Below are 23,604 nucleotides of genomic sequence, written 5' to 3'. Positions count from 1 at the left end.
GGCGGATTCCTCAGGCGCGCTTGATGGCAGGCGCTTGCTTGGCGTGCGCCAGGGCCAGGTTGAGACGCTTGAGCAGGCTCTCGCCGTCCTCCTCCTGGGCCAGCACGCTGGCCACGCATGCCGACAGTTGCAGGCGCTCGCCGTTGCGACTGCTGCGGTAGGCCAGGTGGCGTACCGCGTCCTGCAGCTCGCCGGCGATCTGCTGCGCCTGCTGCGCGCCGGTGCCCGGCAGCAGGGCGACGAAACGGTCGCCGGCCAGGCGGCAGAGCAGGTCCTGGCGCCTCAGGTTGAGTAGCAGTAGCTGGGTCAGGCTCTGCAGTACCAGATCGCCCTCGGCGTGGCCGTGTTCGCGGTTGAGCCGGTCGAAGCCGTCCAGATCGAGGATCGCCAGGGCCAGCGGTTGGCCGTGCTCGCGGCTCTGCTGCAGCGCCTGCTGCACCTGCAGGCGCAGATAACCGGCGCCGCCCAGCGGGGTGAGCTTGTCGAACAGGCGGTGCTCGCGGAACAGCCGCTCGCGCTTCTCCATCTGCGCACTGATCGCCAACTGTTCGCGGTGCCAGTGGTAGATGCCCAGCGTCATGAGGATGAAGCCCACCGGCATCGGCCCGGATTCCAGCCACTTGTCCCAGTCCACGCCGGCCGGCAGCTGGACGAACTCGTCCACCGAGTCCATCCACAGCGAGAGGAACAGGCAGGCCAGCCCGCAGAACAGCAGGTTGGTCACCCGGCCGTTCGGGCGACTCTTGAGCAGCAGGCCAATCCACAGCAGCACCAGCAAGGCCGAGCCGCCTTCGCCGAGGATGTCGGTCCAGTTCCATTCTCCGTCGGGCTTGATGCTGCCGGCGACCAGGTGGGTGAGCAGGCCGAGGTTGGCCAGCAGCAACAGGCCGGCGAGCTTCCAGGCGTGGAGTTTCAACAGGGGCGGCATCGGCAGGGCTCCGCGGGTTTCGATGGCGGCAGCAGAACAGACGCCCATGACACTTTGGTTGCAGCGGGGGAGGTCGATTCGGCTCAGGGCAGTTGCACGATTTTTTGCCGTGCACGGCCGTAGGGTGCGCCGTGCGCACCTACCCCGCGGCCGTTCAGTACGCGAGCGCGGTTCGCCACGAACGGGCGACCGTTGCTGAGGCGCGCCGCATCGGGTCATTTCGGCTCATAGACCTGGGAAAACGCGGCGACAAGCCCGTATTTGGCGGCTTTCGCCGCAGTGCTGTCACAGAAGCGTCATTCGCCCCGCCTAGCTTGCGCCTCCAGCGAGCCGGCCCGCTGCCGGCGGTTTTCACTCTTGGGGAGAGCAGGCCATGCGCCTAGGTCACAGCAGGACCCGCCACGCGGGCTTTCGTATCAGCACCCTGGCGCTGGCCATCGCCGCCAGCGCCGTCGCCCTGGCCGAGGAGCCGGTGGTGCTCGAACACGTCGAGGTGGTCGGCCAGGCCGCCAGCCTCGACAAGGCGCTGCAGGACCAGCGCCGCTCCGACAGCGTCGCCAGCGTGGTGCACGCCGACGGCATCGGCCAGTTGCCGGACGACAACGCCGCCGAGGCGCTGCAGCGCATTCCCGGCCTGGCGGTGGAACGCGACCAGGGCGAGGGGCGCTTCGTCAGCGTGCGCGGCATCGGCCCGGACCTCAACGCGGTGACCATCAACGGCACCCTGGTGCCGGCACCGGAGAGCGACCGCCGCGCGGTGGCCCTCGACGTGCTGCCGTCCGAGCTGGTGCAGTCGCTGTCGGTGGTCAAGACCCTGACCCCGGACATGGATGCCAACTCCCTTGGCGGCACCGTGCAGGTGGAGAGCCTCTCGGCCTTCGACCACGACGGCCTGTTCTACACCCTCAGCGGCGAAGCCAGCTACGACGACAACAGCAGCCAGACCAGCCCGAAGTTCTCCGGTGCGGTCAGCGAGCGCTTCAGCCTCGGCGACGGCATCGACAACTTCGGCGTGGCCGCGGCGCTGAGCTGGCAACAGCGCGACTTCGGCTCGGACAACGTGGAAACCGGCGGCGCCTGGGACTTCGGCGACGGCGCCCGGCTCGAGGAGCTGGAGCAGCGCGATTACGACATCCGCCGCGAGCGCACCGGCGCCGGCCTGAACTTCGACTACCAGCCGGACGACGCCTCCCGCTACTACCTGCGCACCCTCTACAGCCGCTACAAGGACACGGAAACGCGCAACGCCGCCGGCGTCGAGTTCGCCGATGCGCAGTTGCCCGGCGCGTCGGGCGAGGCCGAAGGCTGGCGAGAGCTGAAGAGCCGCGAGGAAACCCAGGAGATCCAGTCCTACGTGTTCGGCGGCGAGCGCAGCCTGGGCCTGTGGACGCTCAGCGGCCAGCTCGGCTACAGCAAGGCCAGCGAGAAGACCCCGGAGGGCATCGCCGGCGCCACCTTCGAGGGCAACGACGACTTTGCCGATGTCGGCTTCGGCGGCACGCGCAAACCGACCCTGAACGTCGGCTCGGCCTTCTACGACCCGGCCAACTTCAGCCTCGACGAGGTGGAGTGGGAGAAACAGGACACCACCGACAGCGAGAAGAACATCAAGCTCGACCTGGCCCGCGACTACGAGCTAGGCGGCTATGCGGCGCAGGCCATGTTCGGCGGCAAGCTCAGCCGACGTGACAAGGACAACGACCTGGAGGCTTGGACCTACGAGGACCTGGGCGACTTCGGCCTGAGCGACGAGCAGCTCAACCTCGACCAGTTCGCCAAGGGCGAGGTCGACTACGGCCTCGGCCGCTTCGGCCCCGGCATTAGCGCCAAGGCCGTCGAGCGCCTGCTGGCCGGGCTGGACAAGGCCGACTTCTATAACGAGCAGGAGTCGCGCATCAACGATTTCGAGATGAGCGAGGATATCGATGCCGCCTACCTGATGAACAGCGTCGACGTCGACGACTGGCGCTTTATCGCCGGGGTGCGCTACGAGGGCACCGAGTTCGAGGCCAAGGGCACCGGCCTGAACGACGATGCCTACGAGTCGATCAGCAGCCGCAAGCGTTACGATCACTGGCTGCCGGGCCTGCATGTACGCTACCAGCTCGATGCCGACACGCAGATCCGCGCCGCCTGGACCAACTCGGTGGTGCGTCCGACCTTCGGCCAGCTGGCGCCGGGCTTCGTCATCGACGGCGACGAGGCGAGCTTCGGCAACCCCGACCTCGAGCCGCTGGAGTCGAGCAACTTCGACCTCGGCATCGAACGCTACCTGGGCCGCGCCGGGGTGGTCTCGGCCTTCGCCTTCTACAAGGACATCGACAACTTCGTCTATGCCACCGACCTGGCCGGCAGCGGCGCCTGGGTCGACTTCAGCGAAGCCAACACTTACGTCAACGGCGGCAGCGCCAAGCTGTACGGCATCGAGCTGGCCTACTCGCAGAAATTCGACTGGCTGCCGACGCCCTGGAACAGCCTGCTGCTGGGCGCCAACGCCACCTTCAGCCGCTCCGATGCGCAGATCGAGGGGCAGGGCAGCAAGCGCAGCATCGACCTGCCGAACCAGTCCGACCGCGTCGGCAACCTGACCCTGGGTTGGGAGAACGACAAGCTCAGCCTGCGCCTGGCGGCCAACTACAAGTCCCAGTACCTGGCCGAGGTGGCGGCGGTGGACGATGAGGCCCACGACCTCCATGCCGACGACCAGCTGTTCGTCGACTTCAGCGCCGGCTACTTCCTCAGCGACAGCCTGCAGCTGAAGTTCGAGGCGCAGAACCTCACCGACGAGTCCTATTACGTCTACACCGGCAGCCACCGCTACAACGCCCAGTACGAGGAATACGGCCCGACCTACAAGCTCGGCCTGACCTTCACCCACTTCTAAACCACTGCCCTGCGCGCCTGCCGGGCAGCGCAGGGCGACCCGTACAAGGATCGCCGCATTGATGAAAGCCATATTTTCTCCCACGCCCCTGGCCATCGCCCTGCTCGCCGGCCTGCTCGCGCTCGGCGGCTGCGAGGCGCAGGCACCGGCCGTGCAGGCCGTTGCCGTCGAGCCCGCGGCGCTGACGGCGCAGGCCTGGCAGCTGGCTGCAGAGATCGCCGTCGAAGACCTGCAGCTGCTGACCGATGCCACGTTCTGGCCGGGCGCGCGCTACCTGCTCAGCAGCGAGAAGCAGGGCCTCTACCTGCTCGACGAGCAGGGCGCCAGTCTGGCTCATCTGCCCGGTCGCTTCGGCGCCCTCGACCAGCGCAGCGATGCCGAGGGCCTACTGCTGGCCAGCGTCGATATCGACCGCCAGCAGCCGGTGCTGGTGGCGCTGCGCGGCGCCGAGCGACGCTGGGGCGAGCCGGTGTATCTGCCGCGCGCCAGCTTCAAGGTGGACGGCCTGTGCCTGTCGCGCGACGCGGCGGACAACCAGTTCCTGTTCCTGGTCGGCGAGGAGGGCATCGGCGAGCATTGGCTGGTGGCCCAGGCCCTGCAGCCGCTGGCCGAGCCGCGCCTGGTACGGCGCCTGAGCCTGCCGCCGGCCAGCGAGCACTGCCGCGTCGACGATGGCGCCGAGCTGCTCTATGTCAACGAGGAGAATGTCGGCCTGTGGGCCTATGCCGCAGGCGCCGAGGCCGACCTGATTCGCCAGCCGGTGGGCCTGCGTCAGCCGTTCGGCGATATAGCCGAGGCCGTGGGCGGCATGGCAGTGGTGCCGGGCGGGGTGCTCGCCCTCGACCCGGAGGCCGGCGTGCTGCACCGCTACCGCCGCCAGGGCCAAGGTTGGCGCGCCGAGGCGGCGCTGGCGCTGACCGGGCTGGACGAGCCGGAGCGCCTCGGCGCGCGGCCGGTCGAGGGCGGCCTGGAGCTGCTGATCGGTGACGACAACGGTCTGCACCGTGCCCGGCTCGACTGGGCGCCGGCCGCGCCGGCGCTGGCCAAGCCGCTGTCGGTGCTGACGCCGCTGGTACAGACCGACGAGGTGCCGAGCCTGGGCGACGCCGCCGACGACCCGGCGATCTGGCTGCACCCACATGAGCCGAGCCGCAGCCGCGTGCTCGCCACCGACAAGCAGGGCGGCCTGCTGGTTTACGACCTGCAGGGCAGGCAGCTGCAGGACCTGCGCGTCGGCCGAGTCAACAACGTCGACCTGCGCCCGGGCTTTCGCCTCGGCAGTGCCACGGTGGACCTGGCTGTGGCCAGCCACCGCGACCACAACGCCCTGCACTTCTTCGCCATCGACCGCGCCAGTGGCGAGCTCAGCGACCTCGGCCAGGCGCCGACCAGCCTGACCGACATCTACGGCCTGTGCCTGTTCCAGGAGCCCGATGGCGCCATCCACGCGATCGCCAACGACAAGGACGGCAGCTTCCTGCAGTACCGCCTGGACGGCAGTAGCGGCCGCGTGCAGGCCAGCCTGGCGCGCCGGTTCAAGCTCGCCAGCCAGCCGGAAGGCTGCGTCGCCGACGACCGTAACCAGCGCCTGTTCGTCGGCGAGGAGGACGTCGCAGTGTGGACCCTGGATGCCCGCGCCGAGGCACCGGCCGAGCTGCAGCAGGTGATCGCCGCCGGCGACGCGGTGCAGGCCGATATCGAGGGACTGGCCTTCTACCAGGGCGAGCAGCGCGACTACCTGGTGATCTCCAGCCAGGGCAACGACAGCTACGTGGTGCTCGACGGTCAGGCGCCCTATGCGGTGCGCGGTGCCTTGCGCATCGGCCTGGACGCCGCGCGCGGCATCGACGGGGTGTCGGAAACCGACGGCCTGGAGGTGACCTCGGCCAACCTCGGCGGCCCCTGGAGCCAGGGGATGCTGGTGGTGCAGGACGGCCGCAAGCGCATGCCCGAGGGCCGGCAGAACTACAAGTACCTGCCCTGGAGCGCGGTGGCCGAGGCCTTGGGCCTGGAATAGCGGGCCTGGCAGGCGGATGCAATCCGGGACGGACGTAGAGGCTGCAACCTGTCGCGGATTTCATCCGAGCCAGGGGTAGCCATAGAGATGGCGCCCGCCACCCATGGCGGGCGCGGCAAGCAAGGAGTCGAAGATGCACAGTTCAATCGAACAGATGACCGTCTGGAGTCTGGTCAGCGAGGCCAGCCTGCTGGTGCAGGCGGTGATGCTCAGCCTGGTGCTGGCGTCGCTGGCCAGTTGGTACTTGATCGTCCAGCGCAGCGCCGTGCTGCGCCGCAGCGAACGCGAGGCGAAAGCCTTCCTGCAGCGCTTTCGCGGCAGCGCCGAGCTGGCCCAGTTGCAGCGCGAATGCAGCGCCGAGGCGGACCAGGATGCCGGTTTGCAGCTACTGTTCCAGGCGGGCTACGGCGAATACCTGCAGCTGCAGCGCGAGCCCGGCATCGCCGCCGAGGCGGTGATCGAAGGCGTCGAGCGCAGCCTGCTGGTGGCCATCGCCGAACAGGAGGAACGTTTGGAAAAGGGCCTGCCGCTGCTCGCCACGGTCGGCTCGGTGAGCCCCTACGTCGGCCTGTTCGGCACCGTCTGGGGGATCATGAATTCCTTTATCGGCCTGTCCCAGGTGCAGCAGGCGACGCTCTCCACCGTCGCCCCGGGCATCGCCGAGGCACTGATCGCCACCGCCATCGGCCTGTTCGCCGCGATTCCCGCGGTGATCGCCTACAACCGTTTCTCCGCCCGCGTGGCAGGCCTCGGCGCGCGCTACTACGGCTTCGGCAACGAGTTGCAGGGGCGCCTGCAGCGCAGGTTGCACAGCGGTGCCAGCCGCATCGCCGCGGCGGCCTGAGGGGAACGCCATGCGCAGGCCACAGAGCAAGCACGGCCCCAAGGCCGAGATGAACGTGGTGCCCTATATCGACGTGATGCTGGTGCTGCTGGTGATCTTCATGGTCACCGCGCCAATGCTCACCCAGGGGGTGCAGATCGAGCTGCCGAAGGTCGCCGCCGAGGCGCTGCCCAGCGATAACCAGCAGCGCATCCTGACCCTCTCGGTGCAGGCCGACGGCAGCTACTACTGGAACCTCGGTAGCGAGCTGGACACCGAGCTGGGCGCGGCCAGCGAGCAGGCGGTGGAGCTGGCGGCGATGAGCGCGCGGGTGACGCAACTGGTGGCCGAACAGGGCGACACCCAGGTGTATATCCGCGCCGACCAGGCCGCCGACTACGCCAGCGTGGTGGCCGGCATCGCCGCCCTGCAGCAGGGCGGGGTGAGCAGCCTGGGGCTGGTCACCGAGGCGCCGCAATGAGCAGCCTGACCCTGCCCGCCGTGCACGACGCGCGACGGCCCAGCTCGCCGTCCCTGCACTGGCGGCGTCGCTGCACGGCCCTGGGGACGACCATCGGCCTGCACCTGGGGCTGGGCGCGCTGCTGCTGAGCCACTGGCAGGTGAGCGAGCCGCCGGCGCCGCAGGTCAGCACGGTGCAGTTGCAACTGCTGACCCTGACCCCGCCGGCGCCGCCGGAGCCGCCCGCGGCGATCCCCGAACTGCCGCAGCCGGCGCAGCCCGACCCGGCCATCGAGCGCCAGCGCCTGGAGCAGGCCGCCCTGGCGCGCAAACGCGCCGAGCAGCAGCGTCTTGAACAGGAGCAGCAGCGTCAGCGCGATCTGCAGCGGGAGCAGGAGCGCCGGCGCCGCGAGGCCGAGGCCCGCGAGCAGCTGGAGCAGCAGCGCCTGGCCGAGCAGCGCGAACAGGCCGAGCGTCAGCAGGCGGCCGCCGCAGCGGCCGAACGCGCGCGCCAGGCCGAGGCGGCTGCCGCCGCCAGCCGCGAGTTCCTGCCGATTGCCAAGCAGGCCCCGGCCTACCCGCAGCGCGCCCTGGACAAGGGCCTCGAGGGCCAGTGCACGGTGCGCTATCGGGTCAACGAGCAGGGCCGGGTGGAGAACCCCGAGGCCGAGCCCGACTGCCACCCGCTGTTCGTCCACCCCTCGCTGAACGCGGCGAAGCGCTTTCGCTACCAGCCGCGGGTGGTCGACGGCCGTGCCGTGGCGGTGGCCAACGTGAGGAACACCTTTACCTATCGCATCGAATGACCACGCAGCGCGACGCAACCTGACCCATACGCAGCCGGCTGCCGCGCGCACCATCAGTCCCCTCGACCATCTGGGGAGAGGGGGCGTTTAACCGCGTACCCCCGACCCGGATGCCATCCGGACGAACCAGCCAGCACAGAGAAACCCGATGAAGCACGATCCGCAGGACTTTCACCAACGCCTCGAGGCCCACGACGATCAGTCGATCAACCCCAGCAGCAATCCGCCGCTGGCGGCGCTGCTCGACCCCTCCCGGCGCAACCTGCTCAAGGGCGGCCTCGGCCTGGCCGCCCTGGGCCTGTTCGGCGGCGGCCTGGCCGCCTGCGGCAAGGCCGCGGCCAGCCCGTTGCTGAACTTCCCCAGCGTACCGCTGCAGCTCGATGCGCAGTTCGACCAGGTGCTGGTGCCGCCGGGCTACCGCGCCGTGCCGTTCTTCTCCTGGGGCGATGCGGTGGAGCCCGGCGCGCCGGAATGGCGCCCGGACGCCAGCGACGGCTGGCAGGCCCAGCTCAAGCAGGCCGGCGACAACCACGACGGCATGAACTTCTTCGCCTTTCCCGGCGAGCAGGAGCGTGGCCTGCTGGTGATGAACCACGAGTACGTCAACCCGCCGCTGCACCCATCCGGTGTGATCGACCAGTCCAAGCCGCGGCCGCTGGACGAGGTGCGCAAGGAGCAGGCCGCCCATGGTGTCTCGGTGATCGAGGTGAGGAAGGACTCGGACGGCCAGTGGCACAGGGTCATGGATTCGCCCTACAACCGCCGTATCAGCATGCTCACGCCGATGCGCCTGGCCGGGCCGCTGGCCGGGCTGGAGATGATGAAGACCGCCAGCGACCCCGAGGGCCTGACGGTGCTCGGCACGCTGAACAACTGCGCCACCGGCGTCACGCCCTGGGGCACCTTCCTCACCTGCGAGGAGAACTGGCACAACTACTTTATCAACCGCGACAAACAGGATTACGAACGTCGCGTGTCGCACAAGCGCTACGGCCTGGCCAGCGCGGGCACCAGCAAGAACTACGCCTGGGAAACCGCCGATCCGCGCTTCGACGCCACCCCCTATGCCGACCAGCCCCACGGCGGCCACGTCAACGAACCGCACCGCTTCGGCTGGGTGGTGGAGATCGACCCCTTCGACCCCAGCGCGCAGCCGATCAAGCGCACCGCCTTCGGCCGCTTCGGCCGCGAGTGCGCGGCGCTGGCCCTCGGCGAGGACGGGCGCATGGCCTTCTATTCGGGCGACGACGCCCGCGGCGAGTACGTCTACAAGTTCGTCCCGAGCGGGCGTTTCGACGCCGCCAACCCCCGCGCCAGCCGCGATCTGCTGGATGAAGGCACGCTGTACGCCGCGCGTTTCGATGCCGACGGCAGCGGCCAGTGGCTGGCCCTGGTACACGGGCACAACGGCCTGACTGCGACCAACGGTTTCGCCAGCCAGGCCGAGGTGCTGCTCAACGCCCGCGCCGCCGCCGACCGCGCCGGCGCCACGCCGATGGATCGCCCCGAGTGGGCCGCGGTGCATCCCAGAACACGCGAGGTCTATGTCGCCCTGACCAACAACGACGACCGTGGCGCCAAGCAGCCGACGGACGCCGCCAACCCGCGCCCGCACAACCTGCACGGGCAGATCCTGCGCTGCAACGAGCAGGACGCCGACCCGACCGCCACCACCTTCACCTGGGAGCTGTTCCTCCTTGCCGGCGAGGCCAGTGGCGCGCGCGACGCCAGTGGCGAGCCGCTGCCGGCAAATCTCACCGGCACCATCGACGGCGACATCTTCTCCTCGCCGGACGGCCTGGCCTTCGACGCCGCCGGGCGGCTATGGATCCAGACCGACTACGACGACGAGGCGGCGCCGATGCAGGGCATGGGCTGCAACATGATGCTCTGCGCCGACCCCGCCACCCGCGAGGTGCGCCGCTTCATGGTCGGCCCGCGTGGCTGCGAGATCACCGGCCTGGCCTGGAGCCCGGACGGCAAGGCGATGTGGGCCAATATCCAGCATCCGGCCCTCAGCTACCCGGCCAGCGATGGTCGCAGCCGCCCGCGCTCGACCACGGTGCTGGTGACCCGCATCGACGGCGGCGTGATCGGCGGCTGATCGCCGCTGTAGTGGCGCGCCCTACGAGATCAGGCCGCCTGCCTAGCGGCGTGCAGCTGCTCGAACCAGTCCAGCGTCTCGTCCCACAGGCGCCGGGCGGCGGGGCGGAAGTAGCCCATATGGCCGATATTGCCCAGGCCCTCGGCCTGCGAATCGAGCGTACGCGCCTGGTAGGGCGCATTGACGTAGGCGGCCATGAAGGCATCGCGCGAGGCGGGCGGCGCCCACAGGTCGTCCAGGGTATTGAGCGCCACCATGGGCGTGGCAACTCGGGCGAAGCGTTCGGCCAGGCCGGGCATCTGCGGGTCGTCGAAGAAGTAGCGGGGGAAGCGGCACCAGCGCTTCCACTGGCGGTACACGCCTAGCGGCAGGTCCTCGCCCATGCCCAGCTTGCTCCAGGCCAGGTAGCCCTTGTAGCGCGTCATCAGCGGGCCGATCAGCTGCCACATGGCCAGCACGCGCACTTGCTCGGCCTTGGGCATCCAGCCGTGCCAGCCGGCGCCGGTGCCGAAGGTGTAGAAGCCAGTCACCTGATCATGGTTGGGCAGCAGGCCGAAGGCATGGCCGCCGAAGGAGTGGCCGACCATGAACAGCGGGCGTTCGGCATGCCGATGCTGATCCACCGCGGCGGCCAGGTCGAGGTGCGCCCAGTCCAGGTAATCCATGTCGAAGCCGCGCAGGCTGGCCGGCTTGGACTGGCCGACGCCGCGGTAGTCCAGGGTCAGGGTGCTGAAGCCGCGGGCGGCGGCGTGTTCGGCGAAACGCCGGTAGAAGCCCTGCGGCACCCCGGTGGCGCCGGCGATCAGCAACTGCGCGCGGGGTTCGCGCGCGTGGTAGAGGGTGGCGGTCAGCGGGTAGCCGTCGCGGGCCGCCAGTGCTACGGCTTCGCTGAGGATGGTCGGGCGGTCGTGGTTCATGGCAGTGGCACTCGTTGCTGGCGGGTCAGGTGGAACAGGGCGTCGGCGGCCTGGCGCAGCGGTTCGGCGCTGCCGGCGACGCGGGCCTGCAGCAGGCCGCCTTCGTAGAGGGCGACGAACAGCGCGGCGAGGCCTTCGGCCTCGGGGTAGCCGTGCGCCTGCAATTGGCGTTGCAGCGCCCGGCGAATGGCGGCGAAGGCCGTGGCCAGGGCGGCGCGGATGTCCTCGTCCTCGGGACCGCTCTCCAGCGCCACCGTGGCCAGCGGACAGCCGCGCTCGAAGGCGCTGCCCTGCAGCTGGCCGAGGGCGCCATGCAGCCAGGCGGCGAGGGCGTCGAGCGGCTCGGGCTGGTGCTCGAACAGCGCGGCGAAGGCCTGTTCGGCGCGCTGGCCGATGCGCTCGATGGCGGCCACCGCCAGCTCGCTCTTGCCGCCGGGAAAGTGGTGGTAGAGGCTGCCCTTGGGCGCGCCGGCGTCGGCCAGCAGTTCGCTCAGGCCGACGCCGTGCAGGCCCTTGCGCTGCAGGGCGTCGATCATGGCGTCGATCAGCTTGTCGCGGGTGGTCTTGTTCATGGGAGGGATTGTGTAGACCGGTCGGTCTAGGCGGGCAAGCGGCATTCCGGTCGCGTCTGGCGGCAAATGCGCCAGGCTAGCGAGTCATCTTCTTCACGAACACCACCACGAACAGGGCCATGGTGAAGCTGCCGACGAAGGCTTCGACGGCGGCGATCAGCCGCGCCAGGCCGCCGGGCGTGATGTCGCCGTAGCCCAGGGTGGTGAAGGTGACCACGCTGTAGTACAGGCAGGCGAACAGGTCCTGCAGGTTGCCCTGCAGGCCGCGGTCGAGGGCAAGGCCCAGTGTCTGGCCGCCCTGGTTGACCCCGGTGAGGAAGTACAGCAGGCCGCAGATGCCGATCAGGCCGAGGGAGAACAGCACCACGTTGAGTGGTTTCTCGCCATAGCCGCAGAACAGGTCGACCAGCCAGGACAGCAGGCGCCGCGCGGAGAGCCGTGGCATCTGCAGGCGGCGCATGAGCATCTCGCGGTGGAAGAAGTAGCCGGCCTGCTCGAACAGCCCGGCCTGTTCCAGGTGCAGGCGCAGGTTGCGATAGGTTTCCTCGGCCTCCTGAAACTGCTGCTGCGCCGCGCTGGCGTCGCCGCGGCGCAGCAGCTCGCGGGCCACCCGCTCCTGCAGCAGTTGGCGATCCCACACCACGTTGTCCAGTCGCGCGCCTTCCAGGCGCACGCCCAGCAGGTTGCAGTCGCGCAGGTCGACGCAGTGCAGGTTGGCCTGGCGCAGGTCGGCCTTCATCAGCGAGCTGCCGCGCAGGTCGAGGGCGAACAGATGGGCGTGCTGCAGGTCGGCGCGGTACAGGTCGGCATCGCGCAGGACGAAGCCGGCGCGGCTGCCGTGGTTGACCAGATCGATGCCGGCCAGCCCGGCCTTCTTCAGCTGGAAGCCGAGCATCGGCTGGCCGCTGCGCGCGCGCTGCTCGAGGGCGGCGCGCAGTGCGGCGTGCTGCTTGTCCGTTTCGGCGTCCTGCCAGAAGCCTTCGTCGGGCTGGATGGTTGCCATGGCCGAGCCTCGTGGCGCTTTCCTCAAGCCTAGCCCGTGCCGCCCGCTCCGGTGTCAGGCGTGCTGCGCCACCCAGGCGGCATAGGCGTCGATGAATTTCTGCAGGAAGGGCTTGATGCTCTCGCCGAGCACGCCGGCGTCGTCGAAGAACGCGCCGGCACCGCCGAGATAGGCCTCCGGCTGCTGCATCATGCGCACGTCGAGGAACACCATGGACTGGCGCAGATGATGGTTGGCGCCGAAGCCGCCGATGGCGCCGGGCGAGGCGCTCAGCACCGCGCCGGGCTTGCCGCCGAAGGCGCTCTGGCCATAGGGCCGCGAGCCGACGTCGATGGCATTCTTCATCGGCGCCGGCATGGAGCGGTTGTACTCCGGGGTGACGAACAGCAGCGCGTCGGCGTTCTTCAGCTTGGCGCGGAAGGCACTGTAGGCGGGCGGTACCGGATCGACGTCGATGTCCTCGTTGTACAGCGGCAGCTCGCCGATCTCGACTATCTCCAGCTTCAGCGAGGGTGGCGCGAGTTGCGTCAGGGCCAGGGCCAGCTTGCGGTTGATCGAGGCTTTGCGCAGGCTGCCGACCAGCACGGCGACGTGGTAGGTCTTGCTCATGGAAACTCCTTGCGGCGAGAGAAAAAGGTGCAGTGAGCAACTATAGACGGCGCCTTCAGGCGAAGGCCGTCAGCAGGTCCTCGGCGAAGGCCAGCTGCGCTTCGCCGGGGCTATGGCCGCGGTGGCTGGCGAGGCGGAACTGCACGGTGAAATCCCAGCTGTCCGGCAGGCAGCGCAGCTTGCCGCGTGCCACCCAGGGCGCGGCGATATGCTCGGGCAGGTAACCCAAGTGAGCACCGGAGAGGACGAAGGCCAGGCTGCCCTCCACCTGTTCGCAGCGCGCGCTGCTGACGCTGGACTGCCAGGGCTCGCCGGCGGCGCCGAAGCGGTAGGGGTGCAGCACCCGGTCGCCGTCTTCCAGGTCGCTGGCCGCGACCGTCTCGCGCCCGAACAGCGGGTGCTGGCGCCCGCAGTACAGGCGCTGGCGTTCGGCGAACAGCGGCCGGTAGTCCAGCGCCGTCTGGCTGCCGGAGAAATAGCCGATGGCCAGTTGCAGTTGGTCCTGCAACAGGCGCCGTTCCAGCTCGGCGGGCATGGCGCTGAGCAGCTCGATCTGCACCGCCTGGTTGCGCCGACGAAAACGTCCGATGGCATCGCCGAGGCGCTCCAGCACCTGGTCCGAGAGCGCCTCGGAGAGGCCGATGCGCAGCTCGCCGAGCAGCTTGTCGGCCATGCCCTGGGCCTCGCCCTTGAAGGTCTCGATGGCGCCGAACAGCTTGCGCGTGGCGGCCAGCACCTGCTCGCCCTTGGCCGTCAGGCGAAAGCCGGCCTTGCCGCGTTCGCACAGGCGAAAGCCCAGGCGCGTCTCCAGCTTGGCCATCTGCGTGCTGATGGTCGACTGGCCGATGCCCAGCTCGCCCTGCGCCGCGCTGAAGCCGCCGCATTCCACCACGGTGACGAACAGGCGCAGCAGCTGCAGGTCGAGGTCGCGCAATTGGCTGAGCATGGCGGCTCCATACATTGATAGATATAGATGCCAGAGTAGAACACTTCATATTTAATCAACGCAAAGCCGCGCGCAGCATGACCCCCAGCCCATAACCACCACGAGGCCATTCCCGATGCGCCAGGTCATCCTCCCCCTGCTGCTGTGCAGCGCCTTCGCCGTGCAGGCCGAAGACAAGGCCCTGAATCTCTACAGCTGGTCGGCCTATATCCCCGAGCAGGCGCTGCAGCGCTTCAAGGACGAGACCGGCATCCGGGTCAAGTACGACATCTTCGACAGCGCCGAGGCCTTGGACAGCAAGCTGCTCACCGGTGGCAGCGGCTACGACGTCGTCTTTCCCGCCTCCAGCGGCCTGGCCCGGGCGATCCAGGCCGGCGCCGTGCAGCCGGTCGAGCGCAGTCGGCTGAGCAACCTGGGCAACCTGGACGGCGAGCTGCTGGCCAAGCTGGCGGTGGCCGACCCCGGCAACCGCTACGGCGTGCCCTACACCTGGGGCACGGTCGGCCTGGGTTACAACAAGGAGGCCGTGGCGCAGCGCCTGCCGGGCGTGCCGAGCAACAGCCTGGACCTGCTGTTCAAGCCCGAATACGCCAGCCGGCTCAAGGACTGCGGCATCGCCGTGATCGACTCGCCCCAGGAGGTGATCAGCATCGCCCTGCACTACCTGGGCAAGGCCCCCTACAGCAGCGACAAGGCCGACCTGGCCGCGGTGCAGCAACTGCTCGCCGGCCTGCAGCCCAGCCTGCGCTACGTCGGCAGCGGCCGGCATATCGACGACCTGGCCAAGGGCGAGATCTGCCTGGCGCTGACCTACAACGGCGACGCCTTTATGGCCGCCGACAATGCCCGTGAGGCCGGCCAGCCGTTCAGCGTGGAGTACCGCGTGCCGGTCGAAGGCACGCTGATCTGGTTCGACACCATGGCCATCCCCGCCGACGCGCCGCATCCGCAGGCCGCCCACGCCTTTATCGACTTCATGCTGCGTCCCGAAGCCATCGCCGAGCTGACCAACAGCGTGTTCTTCGCCAACGCCAACCAGGCCGCCACCGCGCTGGTGGACGAGGCCATCGCCGGCGATCCGGATATCTACCCGCCGGCCGAAGTCCGCGCACGCCTGTTCAGCGAGCAGCTGATGCCGCTGCGCCAGCAGCGCGAGCGCACCCGTATCTGGACCACCTTTCGCAGTCAGTATTGAGGACAAGGCAATGGAAGCATTCCAAGGCAACGACCTGGCGATCACCCGCGACAGCCTCTACGGCACCTACTCGGAGCCGACCTACGCCGGCGTCACCAGCTTTATGCGCCGGCGCTACTCGCGCGACCTGGAGGGCGTCGACCTGGTGGTCAGCGGCGTGCCCTTCGACACCGCCACCACCAACAGGCCCGGCAGCCGCTTCGGCCCGCGGGCGATCCGCGCCGCCTCGGTGACCAGCGCCTGGGAACGCCACTACCCCTGGGAGTTCGACCCCTTCGACCAGCTGGCGGTGATCGACTACGGCGACTGCAACTTCGATCATGCCCTGCCGCACAGGATTCCGGCGGCCATCGAGGCGCATGCCGAGCGGATCGTTGCCGCCGGCTGCGGCCTGCTGACCCTGGGCGGCGACCACTTCATCAGCTACCCGCTGCTCAAGGCCCATGCCAAGCGGCATGGCGCGCTGTCGCTGGTGCACTTCGACGCCCACAGCGACACCTGGCCGGATAGCGATGCGAGCGAACAGGGCGTCAGCCACGGCACCATGTTCTACCACGCCGCCCGCCAGGGCCTGGTGGACCCGGCGCGCTCGGTGCAGATCGGCCTGCGCACCACCAACGACGACACCCTGGGCTTCCAGGTGCTGGACGCGCCCGAGGTGCATCGCCGCGGCGCGCAGCAGATCGCCGAACTGATCCGCGCCCGGGTCGGCGACCACCCGGTGTACCTGACCTTCGATATCGACTGCCTCGACCCGGCCTTCGCCCCCGGCACCGGCACCCCGGTGTGCGGCGGCCTGAGCACCCACCAGGCGCTGGAGATCCTGCGTGGCCTGCGCGGCATCAACCTGGTAGGCATGGACGTGGTGGAGGTCTCGCCGCCCTACGACCACGCCGAGATCACCGCCCTGGCCGGCGCCACCGTGGCCATGGAGATGGTCTGCCTGTATGCCGCGCGGCATAAGCTGGGGGAAAGGACGTAGGGTGGAAATCGCTGTTTATTTCCACCATGGGCGTTCGCGTCGATTGCCCGGGGTGGGTTGAGGAGGCGTGAGCAGCTTACGCATTCCGGCAAAAAATCGGGCCTGTCAGGCCCGTAAGTTCACGCTCAAAGGATCTGCAGGCACTGGGCCAGGCCGATGGGCTCGGGCCTGAATAGCCGCGCGTCCATCAACTTCGGCTCGCGCACGATGGGCGCGAAGTCCATGCGCGCGAGGATGTCGCGCTGGATATCCACCCCCGGCGCCACCTCGACCAGCTCCAGCCCGTCGAGGGTCAGGCGGAAGACGCAACGCTCGGTGACATAGAGCACCGGCTGGCCACGTTCGGCGGCCAGGCGGCCGGCGAAGGTGCGGTGCTCCACCTCGCCGACGAACTTGCGCAGTGCGCCGTCCTGAACGATGCGCAACTGGCCGTCCTCGATGCGGATGTCCTGCGCGCCGGCGCTGAAGGTGCCGACGAACACCACCTGCTTGGCGTTCTGGCTGATATTGATAAAGCCGCCAGCCCCCGCCAGCCGACTGCCGAATCTGGACACGTTGAGGTTGCCCGCCGCATCGGCCTGGGCCAGGCCGAGGAAGGCGATGTCCAGGCCGCCGCCGTCGTAGAAATCGAACTGGTAGGGCTGGTCGAGCAGCGCGCTGTGGTTGCTTGCCGCGCCGAAATCCAGCCCGGAAGCGGGGATACCGCCGATCACGCCGGGCTCGGCGGTCAGGGTCAGGCGCTCGATCACGCCTTCCTCGGCGGCCACCGCGGCGACGCCCTCGGGCATGCCGATGCCGAGGTTGACCACCGCACCTCCCTTGAGCTCCAGCGCCGCGCGGCGGGCGATCAGCTTGCGCACATCCAGCGGCAGCGGCGCCAGGCTGTCCGCCGGCACCCGGGTCTCGCCGGCGAAGGCCGGGTTGTAGGCGGTGGCGAAGGTCTGCTGGTGATTGGCCGGCTCGGCCAGGACCACGCAGTCCACCAGAATGCCGGGGATCTTCACCTCGCGGGCGTTCAGCGAGCCGCGCTCGACCAGGCGCTCGACCTGGGCGATCACCAGGCCGCCCGAGTTGCGCGCGGCCATGGCGATGGCCAGGCTCTCGATGGTCAGCGCCTCGCGCTCGAAACTGAGGTTGCCGTCGGGATCGCTGCTGGTGGCGCGGACGATGGCGACGTGGATGGGAAAGGCCGGGTAGAACAGGTAATCCTCGCCATCGATGGGCATCAGCCGCACCAGCTCGGCGGTGGTGCGCGCATTGAGCTTGCCGCCGCCGTGGCGCGGGTCGACGTAGGTGCCCAGGCCGACCCGCGACAGCTGCCCCGGCTTGCCGGCGGCGATATCGCGAAACAGCTGGGAGATCACCCCCTGCGGCAGGTTGTAGGCCTCGATGCGGTTGTCCACCGCCAGCTTCTGCAACCCCGGGACCAGGCCCCAGTGACCGCCGATCACCCGCCGCACCAGGCCCTCGTGGGCCAGGTGGTTGAGGCCGCGGCCCTTGCCGTCGCCTTGCCCCGCGGCGTACACCAGGGTCAGGCCCTGCGGCGCCCGTTCGGCGAGAAAGCGCCGCTCCAGGGCGATGGCGATCTCTTCGGCGAAACCGATGCCGACGAAGCCGCCGCTGGCCAGGTTGGCGTTGTCCGGGATGCGCGCCACGGCTTCTGCGGCACTGATGATCTTGCTCATGCAACGAACCTTAGAAACTACCGAAAAGAGTGCCCAGGGTGATCACCACCGCCAGCGCCACCAGCGGAAACGCCACGGTGTTGACGAAGATGAACTTGTACGACTCGCGGTGGCTGAGCTTGCAGATCGCTAGCAGCGAGATCACCGCGCCGTTGTGTGGCAGGGTGTCCATGCAGCCCGAGGCCATGGCGGCGACGCGGTGCAGCAGCTCGGGGCTGATACCGGCGGCGTTGGCCATGCTCAGGTACTGCTCGCCGAGGGTTTTCAGCGCGATCGACATACCACCGGACGCCGAGCCGGTGATGCCGGCGAGGATGTTCACTGCCACCGCTTCGGAGATCAGCGGGTTGCTCGATACGCCCAGCACCAGGTCGCGAATGATGACGAAGCCGGCCAGGGAGGCGATCACCGTGCCGTAACCCACTTCGGCGGCGGTGTTGAGGATCGGCAACATGGAGCCGAAGGCGCCGTCGTTGACGCTCTGCTTCAGGTCCATCCAGCGCCGCCAGTGCAGGCCGATCAGCAGCACGATGGCGGCGCCGAGGGCGACGATGATCGACCAGATACCGATCAGCGACTTGGCATCCTGCAGGCCGCCGAATTCCGGCTTGGCCAGGTAGCTGGTGTCGAGGCTCGGCAGGATCTGCTTGGCCATCAGGAAATTCAGGCCGATCACCACGAAGATCGGCAGCAGCGCCAGCCAGAAGCCGGGAATGTCGCGCTTGTCCTCGACGACCGGGTCGTCGCGGTGCTCGCCGTAGCCTTCGCCGGCGGCCATCAGCTTGCGCGACTGGGCGGTGAGCCACCAGCTGCCGAGGCCGAACATGATCAGCCCGGCGATCACGCCCAGGCCCGGCGCGGCGAAGGCGTCGGTGCCGAAGAAGGGGTTGGGAATGGCGTTCTGGATCGCCGGGGTGCCGGGCAGCGCGGTCATGGTGAAGGTGAACGAGCCGAGGGCGATGGCGCCGGGGATCAGGCGCTTGGGAATGCCCGCCTCGCGAAACAGCGCGGCGCCGATCGGGTACACGGCGAAGGCCACCACGAACAGCGACACGCCGCCGTAGGTGAGGATGCCGCAGGCCAGCACGATGGCCAGGATGGCCCGCTCGCTGCCCACTTTCGCGACTATGCGGTGGGCGATGGCGCGGGCCGATCCCGAGTCGTCCATCAGCTTGCCGAACAGCGCGCCGAGCAGGAACAGGGGGAAGAACTGGATCACGTAGCCGCCCATGGCCTTCATGAACACCTGGGTGTAGGTGGGCAGCAGCAGGCCGATGTCGCCGGCGAACAGCAACGCCAGCAGGGCCAGCAGTGGGGCGAGGATCAGCACGTTGATGCCGCGATAGGCGAGGTACATCAGCAGCGCGAGGGAAATCAGAATACCGAGGGTACCCATGGGTGGTTCCTTTTGTTGTTGTTCTACTGGCGGTGGCCGGTCTGGCGCCGGGCGTCCATCGGGCTGGACGCCGTCGCAGCCGATCTAGCGAGAGCCGTGCCAGGGCGCGCCGGAAGCTCTGGCGAATTGCCGCAGACCTTATGGGAGGCGGCCTGCAGCGATGTCGAGGAGGGTTTTCGAGGCGGCGACGGTGGCCGGCATGTGTCTGGAATTCTGGACGAGTCCAGGAGTTTGGAAAGCTCCGCGGTGAAGTGTCCAGAATTCTGGATTGAGGAGGTGGGACGAGGGCTGGCGTTACCGGCGAGCGGAGCGGCGCCGTGCGTCGGCGTCCGCTCCGGGATTCGTCAGCGCACCACGAACACGTCGCACGGCGCCTTGTGCAGGAAGTGCTGCGCCAGGCTGCCGAGCAGCGCCTGGGACAGGGCGCTGCGCCCGTGACTGCCGAGCACCAGCAGCTCGCTGCGGCGGACCTTGATCTGCTCCTGCAGGGTGCGCAGGATGCCGCCCTGGATCACCTCGTGGCTCAGCGCCGGGCCGCCGGGCGGCAGGCTCTGCGCCTCGTCCTGGAGCAGACGGTCGATCAGCCCGCGCTGGGTTTCCAGCTGCAGGCGGACGTCCTCCGGCGTGCCCTTGTCCGGCTCGAATACATGCAGGGCATGCAGCTCGGCGTTGGCCGGCAGCAGCCGATAGGCCTGGCCGAGGGCGCTGCAGGCGCACAGGGAGAAGTCGATGGCGGCCAGGGCGTGCTGGTAGGGGGCGAAGTCGTTGCGCGCCACCAGCAGCAGCGGCACGGTGCAGCGGCGGGCGATGCGATCGAGACTGGTGCCGGAGAAGAAATCGTGGCGCTGATGGTGGCCGCCGAGCACCAGCAGGTCGCAACCGCTGTCCTGCACCTGCTGCAGCACTACTTCCGAGGGTTTGCCGCTGAGCATGCGCAGTTCGGTGCCGGGCGGGGCGTACTGGGTCAGGCTGCGGTCCAGGGCCCGCTGCGCCTTGTCGTGCTGCTCGCTGCCCTGGCTCGGGTCGAGCACATGCAGCAGGGTCAGGCGGGCATTGTGTTGCTGGGCGAGCTGGGCGGCGCGGCACAGGGCCATATCGGCCGTGTCGCGCAGATCGTGGGCGATAAGAATGTGATGGAACATGGCGACGGCTCTCCTGCCGATACCGGTCGGCGATTTTATTGTGCCTGTTCAATTAGCCGCTCTTTTGACATACGGCAAGTCGGTGTCTGTTGCGCCTGCATTGGCAGGACAACGAAATCGACTTCAGCGTACGCGCAATTGGTAGTGCCCGCGACTCTCGGCGACCACCTCGCCGCTGCCATCGGTCAGTTGCAGCTCGAGCTGGAAGTCGGCCTTGCCCAGGCGCGTGGCCTCCTGTTCCAGGCGGGCGATCTCGGCGGCGCTCAGGCGCGCCTCGACGCGGATATCGCCCACGGCCGGGCGGCGGAACCTCAGGTTCATCTCCTTGACCAGCGGGTAGAAGCGCTCGGCGTCGAAGCTGGTGAGAAACAACGCGCCGCCGGGGATCTCGGCCAGGGTGAACAGCGCACCGGCGTACATGCTGCCGATATGGTTGCGGTTGCCGTCCAGCGGCATGCACAGGCGCACGAAGCCGGCTTCGAGCACCTCGGCTTGCAGGCCGCTGCGCTGGACGAAGGCGATCTGCCGTTCGGTGAGCTGGCGGACAGTTTCTTCGGGCAGGGGCATGGCCGGACTCCTAGGGGGGCGGCCCGCCAGACTAAGGGTTGGCGGGCGCCCTGCAATTGACCGCAGCGGCCGCCACGAATGACCGAAGCGCTCAGACCCTGTCGGTTCTTTGGAAGCCGCCCCCGGTCCGTAGGGTGCGCTGTGCGCAGCGGGCGTCGCATTTATCGGCGGTGCGCACGGCGCACCCGGCCCCCGGCCTTGCTGCTTGAACCACGGATTACCGCGAGACCGCAACCTGGATGCCGTGCTGGCGCAGCCAGGCCAGCAGCTGCGGCAGCGGCAGGGCGCCGCTCTGCCGCGCCACTTCGACGCCGCCCTTGAACAGCAGCAGGCTGGGAATCGAGCGGATGCCCAATTGCCCGGCCAGTTGCGGATTGGCCTCGCTATCGAGCTTGCCCAGGCGGCAGCGGCCCTGCAGCTGGCTGGCGGCCTGGGCGAAGGTCGGCGCGAAGGCCTGGCAGGGGCCGCACCAGCTGGCCCAGACGTCCACCAGCAGCGGCAGCTCGCCCTTGAGCTGGCTGGCGAAGTTGCCCTGGGTCAGTTCGAGCGGTGCCGCCGGCAGCACTTCGGCCTTGCAGCGACCGCAGCGCGGGCCGTCGCCCAGGCGTTCGGCGGGAATGCGGTTGAGCCCGTTGCAGTGCGGGCAGGGAATCAGCAGCGGATCGGACATGACGGCAGGGCTCCATGGGGCATAGCCCTTAGATGGAGCCGCCGCCGGCGGATATCAAGTCACAGCGGGGTCAGCGGCCAGAACAGCGGGATGACGAAGCTGGCCACCAGCCACAGCAGCAGGTTGAGCGGGATGCCGATGCGCATGAAGTCGGTGAAGCGGTAGCCGCCGGCGTTGTAGACGAAGGTGTTGGTCTGGTAGCCGATGGGCGTGGCGAAGCTGGCGCTGGCGGCGAACATCACCGCCACCACGAAGGCGCGTGGGTCGACGCCCAGGTGCTGGGCCATGCCGATGGCGATCGGCGTGACCAGCACGGCGACGGCGTTGTTCGACAGCATCTCGGTGAGAATCGAGGTGAACAGGTAGATGAAGCTCAGCATCAGCAGCGGCCCGGCCCAGGGCAGCCAGCCCATGACGTTCTGCACCAAAAGGCTGACCAGGCCGACCTTGTCCATGGCGATGCTGATCGCCAGCATGCCGAAGATCAGGCTGAGGATCTTCCAGTCCACCGCCTTGTAGGCGTCCTCGACGTCCAGGCAGCGGGTCGCCAGCACGGTCACCGCGCCGATGATCGCCAGGCCCTCGATGGGCATCAGGCCGAAGGCGGCCAGCAGCATCACCGCCAGGGTGGTGGCGATGGCGATGGGCGCCTTGTCGCGGCGAAAGGCGCGTTCCTGCACGGCGTTGAGGCTGATCAGCTCGCCGTTGTCGGCGAAGCGCTTGATCTGCGCCGGGGTGCCTTCGACCAGCATCACGTCGCCGAACTGCAGCTCGAAGTCGTCGAGGTTGCCCTGCACGTTCTCGTCCTGGCGGTGCACGGCGAGCACGGCGATGCCGTAGCGCGCGGTGAGGTCCAGGTCGCGCATGGGGCGGTGGCTGTAGCGCGAATTGCGCCCGACTATGGCCTCGGCGAGGATCACGTCGTGGCTGCTGATGGTCTCGAAGGCGTCGCCGCGGTTGAACGAGAGGTGGCCGCTCTCGCGCAACTCGACCACGTCCTTGACCTGGCCGTGCAGCACCAGGCGGTCGCCGCTGGCTAGCAGGGTGCCCGCGCCCGGCTCGGTCAGCTCCTGCTCCTGGCGGAACAGCTTGAGCACCTGCAGGCCGCTGCCGCCGTTTAGGTTGGCCTCGTGCAGGGTCTTGCCGATCACGGGCGAGTCGTGCGGCACCAGGAGCTCGGTCATGAAGGTCCGATCCAGGTCCGGGCGCAGCTGCTTGGACAGGGTCTCGCGATCGGGCAGCAGGTGGCGACCGACGGTCAGCAGGTAGAGCATGCCGACGCTGGCCAGGATCAGCCCGGCGCCGGTGATTTCGAAGATGCCGAAGGGCGCCAGGCCGGCCTTGCGCGCCACGCCGTCGACCAGGATGTTGGTCGAGGTGCCGATCATGGTCAGGGTGCCGCCGAGGATGGTGGCGTAGGACAGCGGGATCAGCAGCTTCGACGGCAGGGTGCCGGCGCGCCGCGCCAGGGCGATGGCCACCGGGGTGAGGATGGCCACCACCGGGGTGTTATTGAGGCAGGCGGAAATCACCAGGGCGGTGATGGTCAGGCCGCTGAGCACGCGGATCGGGCTGGTGCCGACCAGCTCGCCCAGCCAGTTGCCCAGGGCGTCGATGCAGCCGGTGCGCTCCAGCGCGGCGGACAGCACGAACATGCAGGCGATGGTTACCGGCGCCGAATTCGACAGCACGCCGAGCACCTCGCCCGGGGTCAGCAGCTGGCTGACCAGCAGCGCGGCCACGGCCATGGCCGCGACTATGTCCGGACTCCATTTTTCGCGCACGAAGGCATAGAGCACCCAGATCAGCAGGGCGCCGACGAACAGCAGGGGCAGGGAGTCCCAGGGCATGCGAATCCTTAAGGTCGAATCTCGTGCGAGGTATCGGGGCGCGCTGGG

At 68.8% G+C, this 23,604-nt stretch carries 20 protein-coding genes; 8 read left to right on the top strand and 12 right to left on the bottom strand.

Going from position 1 to position 23,604, the window contains the following annotated elements:
- Positions 1-10: 10 nt before the first annotated feature.
- The gene (locus tag ACUTAF_RS18725) at positions 11-928 is read right to left on the bottom strand and encodes a GGDEF domain-containing protein (RefSeq protein WP_445581381.1); all 918 of its coding nucleotides are present in this window, start codon (positions 926-928) and stop codon (positions 11-13) included.
- Between the two features lie 373 nt (positions 929-1,301).
- On the opposite strand from ACUTAF_RS18725, the gene ACUTAF_RS18720 reads away from it, so the two are divergent.
- The 6 genes from ACUTAF_RS18720 (at position 1,302) to ACUTAF_RS18695 (ending at position 10,022) form a co-directional block, all read left to right on the top strand.
- A complete protein-coding gene (locus tag ACUTAF_RS18720; RefSeq protein ID WP_445581380.1) occupies positions 1,302-3,812 on the top strand; it encodes a TonB-dependent receptor in 2,511 nt (836 codons plus the stop codon).
- 61 nt (positions 3,813-3,873) lie between these two features.
- Positions 3,874-5,829 carry a phytase gene (locus tag ACUTAF_RS18715; protein WP_445581379.1) on the top strand — a complete coding sequence of 652 codons (1,956 nt, stop codon included), beginning with the start codon at positions 3,874-3,876 and terminating at the stop codon, positions 5,827-5,829.
- A gap of 133 nt (positions 5,830-5,962) precedes the next feature.
- Positions 5,963-6,673, top strand: a complete 711-nt coding sequence (tolQ, locus tag ACUTAF_RS18710; RefSeq protein ID WP_445581378.1) for a protein TolQ — start codon at positions 5,963-5,965, stop codon at positions 6,671-6,673.
- A gap of 10 nt (positions 6,674-6,683) precedes the next feature.
- Positions 6,684-7,133, top strand: coding sequence for a protein TolR (gene tolR / locus ACUTAF_RS18705; RefSeq protein ID WP_445581377.1), 450 nt, complete (start codon positions 6,684-6,686; stop codon positions 7,131-7,133).
- Positions 7,130-7,918, top strand: a complete 789-nt coding sequence (locus ACUTAF_RS18700; RefSeq protein WP_445581376.1) for an energy transducer TonB — start codon at positions 7,130-7,132, stop codon at positions 7,916-7,918. Before tolR ends, ACUTAF_RS18700 begins: the two co-directional genes overlap by 4 nt.
- Before the next feature lie 148 nt (positions 7,919-8,066).
- A complete protein-coding gene (locus ACUTAF_RS18695; RefSeq protein ID WP_445581375.1) occupies positions 8,067-10,022 on the top strand; it encodes a PhoX family protein in 1,956 nt (651 codons plus the stop codon).
- Between the two features lie 29 nt (positions 10,023-10,051).
- Here the strand turns inward: ACUTAF_RS18695 and ACUTAF_RS18690 are convergent, their stop codons facing one another.
- The 5 genes from ACUTAF_RS18690 to ACUTAF_RS18670 form a co-directional block, all read right to left on the bottom strand.
- Positions 10,052-10,939 carry an alpha/beta hydrolase family protein gene (locus tag ACUTAF_RS18690; protein WP_445581374.1) on the bottom strand — a complete coding sequence of 296 codons (888 nt, stop codon included), beginning with the start codon at positions 10,937-10,939 and terminating at the stop codon, positions 10,052-10,054.
- On the bottom strand, positions 10,936-11,511 hold the full coding sequence (locus ACUTAF_RS18685) for a TetR/AcrR family transcriptional regulator (protein WP_445581373.1): 576 nt from the start codon (positions 11,509-11,511) through the stop codon (positions 10,936-10,938). Before ACUTAF_RS18685 ends, ACUTAF_RS18690 begins: the two co-directional genes overlap by 4 nt.
- A 76-nt stretch (positions 11,512-11,587) precedes the next feature.
- Positions 11,588-12,514: an ion channel gene (locus ACUTAF_RS18680; protein ID WP_445581372.1), complete on the bottom strand. Its 927-nt coding sequence runs from the start codon at positions 12,512-12,514 to the stop codon at positions 11,588-11,590.
- Positions 12,515-12,568: 54 nt separating this feature from the next.
- On the bottom strand, positions 12,569-13,123 hold the full coding sequence (locus ACUTAF_RS18675; protein WP_445581371.1) for an NADPH-dependent FMN reductase: 555 nt from the start codon (positions 13,121-13,123) through the stop codon (positions 12,569-12,571).
- A 55-nt stretch (positions 13,124-13,178) separates the two neighbouring features.
- Positions 13,179-14,069: a LysR family transcriptional regulator gene (locus tag ACUTAF_RS18670; protein WP_445581370.1), complete on the bottom strand. Its 891-nt coding sequence runs from the start codon at positions 14,067-14,069 to the stop codon at positions 13,179-13,181.
- A gap of 115 nt (positions 14,070-14,184) precedes the next feature.
- Between ACUTAF_RS18670 and ACUTAF_RS18665 the strand changes: the two genes are divergently transcribed.
- Together ACUTAF_RS18665 and speB are read left to right on the top strand one after the other, a co-directional pair.
- Positions 14,185-15,264 carry a polyamine ABC transporter substrate-binding protein gene (locus tag ACUTAF_RS18665; RefSeq protein ID WP_445581369.1) on the top strand — a complete coding sequence of 360 codons (1,080 nt, stop codon included), beginning with the start codon at positions 14,185-14,187 and terminating at the stop codon, positions 15,262-15,264.
- 10 nt (positions 15,265-15,274) lie between these two features.
- Positions 15,275-16,246: an agmatinase gene (speB, locus tag ACUTAF_RS18660; RefSeq protein WP_445581368.1), complete on the top strand. Its 972-nt coding sequence runs from the start codon at positions 15,275-15,277 to the stop codon at positions 16,244-16,246.
- A gap of 125 nt (positions 16,247-16,371) precedes the next feature.
- Here speB and ACUTAF_RS18655 read toward each other — a convergent pair whose 3' ends face one another.
- From ACUTAF_RS18655 to ACUTAF_RS18630, 6 genes are all read right to left on the bottom strand, one after another.
- Positions 16,372-17,931: an acyl CoA:acetate/3-ketoacid CoA transferase gene (locus ACUTAF_RS18655; RefSeq protein ID WP_445581367.1), complete on the bottom strand. Its 1,560-nt coding sequence runs from the start codon at positions 17,929-17,931 to the stop codon at positions 16,372-16,374.
- Positions 17,932-17,941: 10 nt separating this feature from the next.
- Positions 17,942-19,327, bottom strand: a complete 1,386-nt coding sequence (locus ACUTAF_RS18650; RefSeq protein ID WP_445581366.1) for a GntP family permease — start codon at positions 19,325-19,327, stop codon at positions 17,942-17,944.
- 344 nt (positions 19,328-19,671) lie between these two features.
- On the bottom strand, positions 19,672-20,469 hold the full coding sequence (locus tag ACUTAF_RS18645) for a universal stress protein (protein WP_445581365.1): 798 nt from the start codon (positions 20,467-20,469) through the stop codon (positions 19,672-19,674).
- 123 nt (positions 20,470-20,592) lie between these two features.
- Positions 20,593-21,036: a PaaI family thioesterase gene (locus ACUTAF_RS18640; protein WP_445581364.1), complete on the bottom strand. Its 444-nt coding sequence runs from the start codon at positions 21,034-21,036 to the stop codon at positions 20,593-20,595.
- A 217-nt stretch (positions 21,037-21,253) separates the two neighbouring features.
- On the bottom strand, positions 21,254-21,706 hold the full coding sequence (gene trxC / locus ACUTAF_RS18635; RefSeq protein ID WP_445581363.1) for a thioredoxin TrxC: 453 nt from the start codon (positions 21,704-21,706) through the stop codon (positions 21,254-21,256).
- A gap of 59 nt (positions 21,707-21,765) precedes the next feature.
- Positions 21,766-23,556, bottom strand: a complete 1,791-nt coding sequence (locus ACUTAF_RS18630) for an SLC13 family permease (RefSeq protein ID WP_445581362.1) — start codon at positions 23,554-23,556, stop codon at positions 21,766-21,768.
- Positions 23,557-23,604 lie beyond the last annotated feature (48 nt).

Source organism: Pseudomonas sp. SP16.1, from assembly GCF_052682975.1.
The sequence above is the reverse complement of the archived record's forward strand: the minus strand, read 5'-3'. Positions and strand labels throughout refer to the sequence as shown.

Bases quoted from the DNA above. Each gene is read 5' to 3' on its own strand.
- ACUTAF_RS18725 (WP_445581381.1), bottom strand. From the start codon at position 928: ATGCCGCCCCTGTTGAAACTCCACGCCTGGAAGCTCGCCGGCCTGTTG.
- ACUTAF_RS18720 (WP_445581380.1), top strand. From the start codon at position 1,302: ATGCGCCTAGGTCACAGCAGGACCCGCCACGCGGGCTTTCGTATCAGC.
- ACUTAF_RS18715 (WP_445581379.1), top strand. From the start codon at position 3,874: ATGAAAGCCATATTTTCTCCCACGCCCCTGGCCATCGCCCTGCTCGCC.
- tolQ (WP_445581378.1), top strand. From the start codon at position 5,963: ATGCACAGTTCAATCGAACAGATGACCGTCTGGAGTCTGGTCAGCGAG.
- tolR (WP_445581377.1), top strand. From the start codon at position 6,684: ATGCGCAGGCCACAGAGCAAGCACGGCCCCAAGGCCGAGATGAACGTG.
- ACUTAF_RS18700 (WP_445581376.1), top strand. From the start codon at position 7,130: ATGAGCAGCCTGACCCTGCCCGCCGTGCACGACGCGCGACGGCCCAGC.
- ACUTAF_RS18695 (WP_445581375.1), top strand. From the start codon at position 8,067: ATGAAGCACGATCCGCAGGACTTTCACCAACGCCTCGAGGCCCACGAC.
- ACUTAF_RS18690 (WP_445581374.1), bottom strand. From the start codon at position 10,939: ATGAACCACGACCGCCCGACCATCCTCAGCGAAGCCGTAGCACTGGCG.
- ACUTAF_RS18685 (WP_445581373.1), bottom strand. From the start codon at position 11,511: ATGAACAAGACCACCCGCGACAAGCTGATCGACGCCATGATCGACGCC.
- ACUTAF_RS18680 (WP_445581372.1), bottom strand. From the start codon at position 12,514: ATGGCAACCATCCAGCCCGACGAAGGCTTCTGGCAGGACGCCGAAACG.
- ACUTAF_RS18675 (WP_445581371.1), bottom strand. From the start codon at position 13,123: ATGAGCAAGACCTACCACGTCGCCGTGCTGGTCGGCAGCCTGCGCAAA.
- ACUTAF_RS18670 (WP_445581370.1), bottom strand. From the start codon at position 14,069: ATGCTCAGCCAATTGCGCGACCTCGACCTGCAGCTGCTGCGCCTGTTC.
- ACUTAF_RS18665 (WP_445581369.1), top strand. From the start codon at position 14,185: ATGCGCCAGGTCATCCTCCCCCTGCTGCTGTGCAGCGCCTTCGCCGTG.
- speB (WP_445581368.1), top strand. From the start codon at position 15,275: ATGGAAGCATTCCAAGGCAACGACCTGGCGATCACCCGCGACAGCCTC.
- ACUTAF_RS18655 (WP_445581367.1), bottom strand. From the start codon at position 17,931: ATGAGCAAGATCATCAGTGCCGCAGAAGCCGTGGCGCGCATCCCGGAC.
- ACUTAF_RS18650 (WP_445581366.1), bottom strand. From the start codon at position 19,327: ATGGGTACCCTCGGTATTCTGATTTCCCTCGCGCTGCTGATGTACCTC.
- ACUTAF_RS18645 (WP_445581365.1), bottom strand. From the start codon at position 20,469: ATGTTCCATCACATTCTTATCGCCCACGATCTGCGCGACACGGCCGAT.
- ACUTAF_RS18640 (WP_445581364.1), bottom strand. From the start codon at position 21,036: ATGCCCCTGCCCGAAGAAACTGTCCGCCAGCTCACCGAACGGCAGATC.
- trxC (WP_445581363.1), bottom strand. From the start codon at position 21,706: ATGTCCGATCCGCTGCTGATTCCCTGCCCGCACTGCAACGGGCTCAAC.
- ACUTAF_RS18630 (WP_445581362.1), bottom strand. From the start codon at position 23,556: ATGCCCTGGGACTCCCTGCCCCTGCTGTTCGTCGGCGCCCTGCTGATC.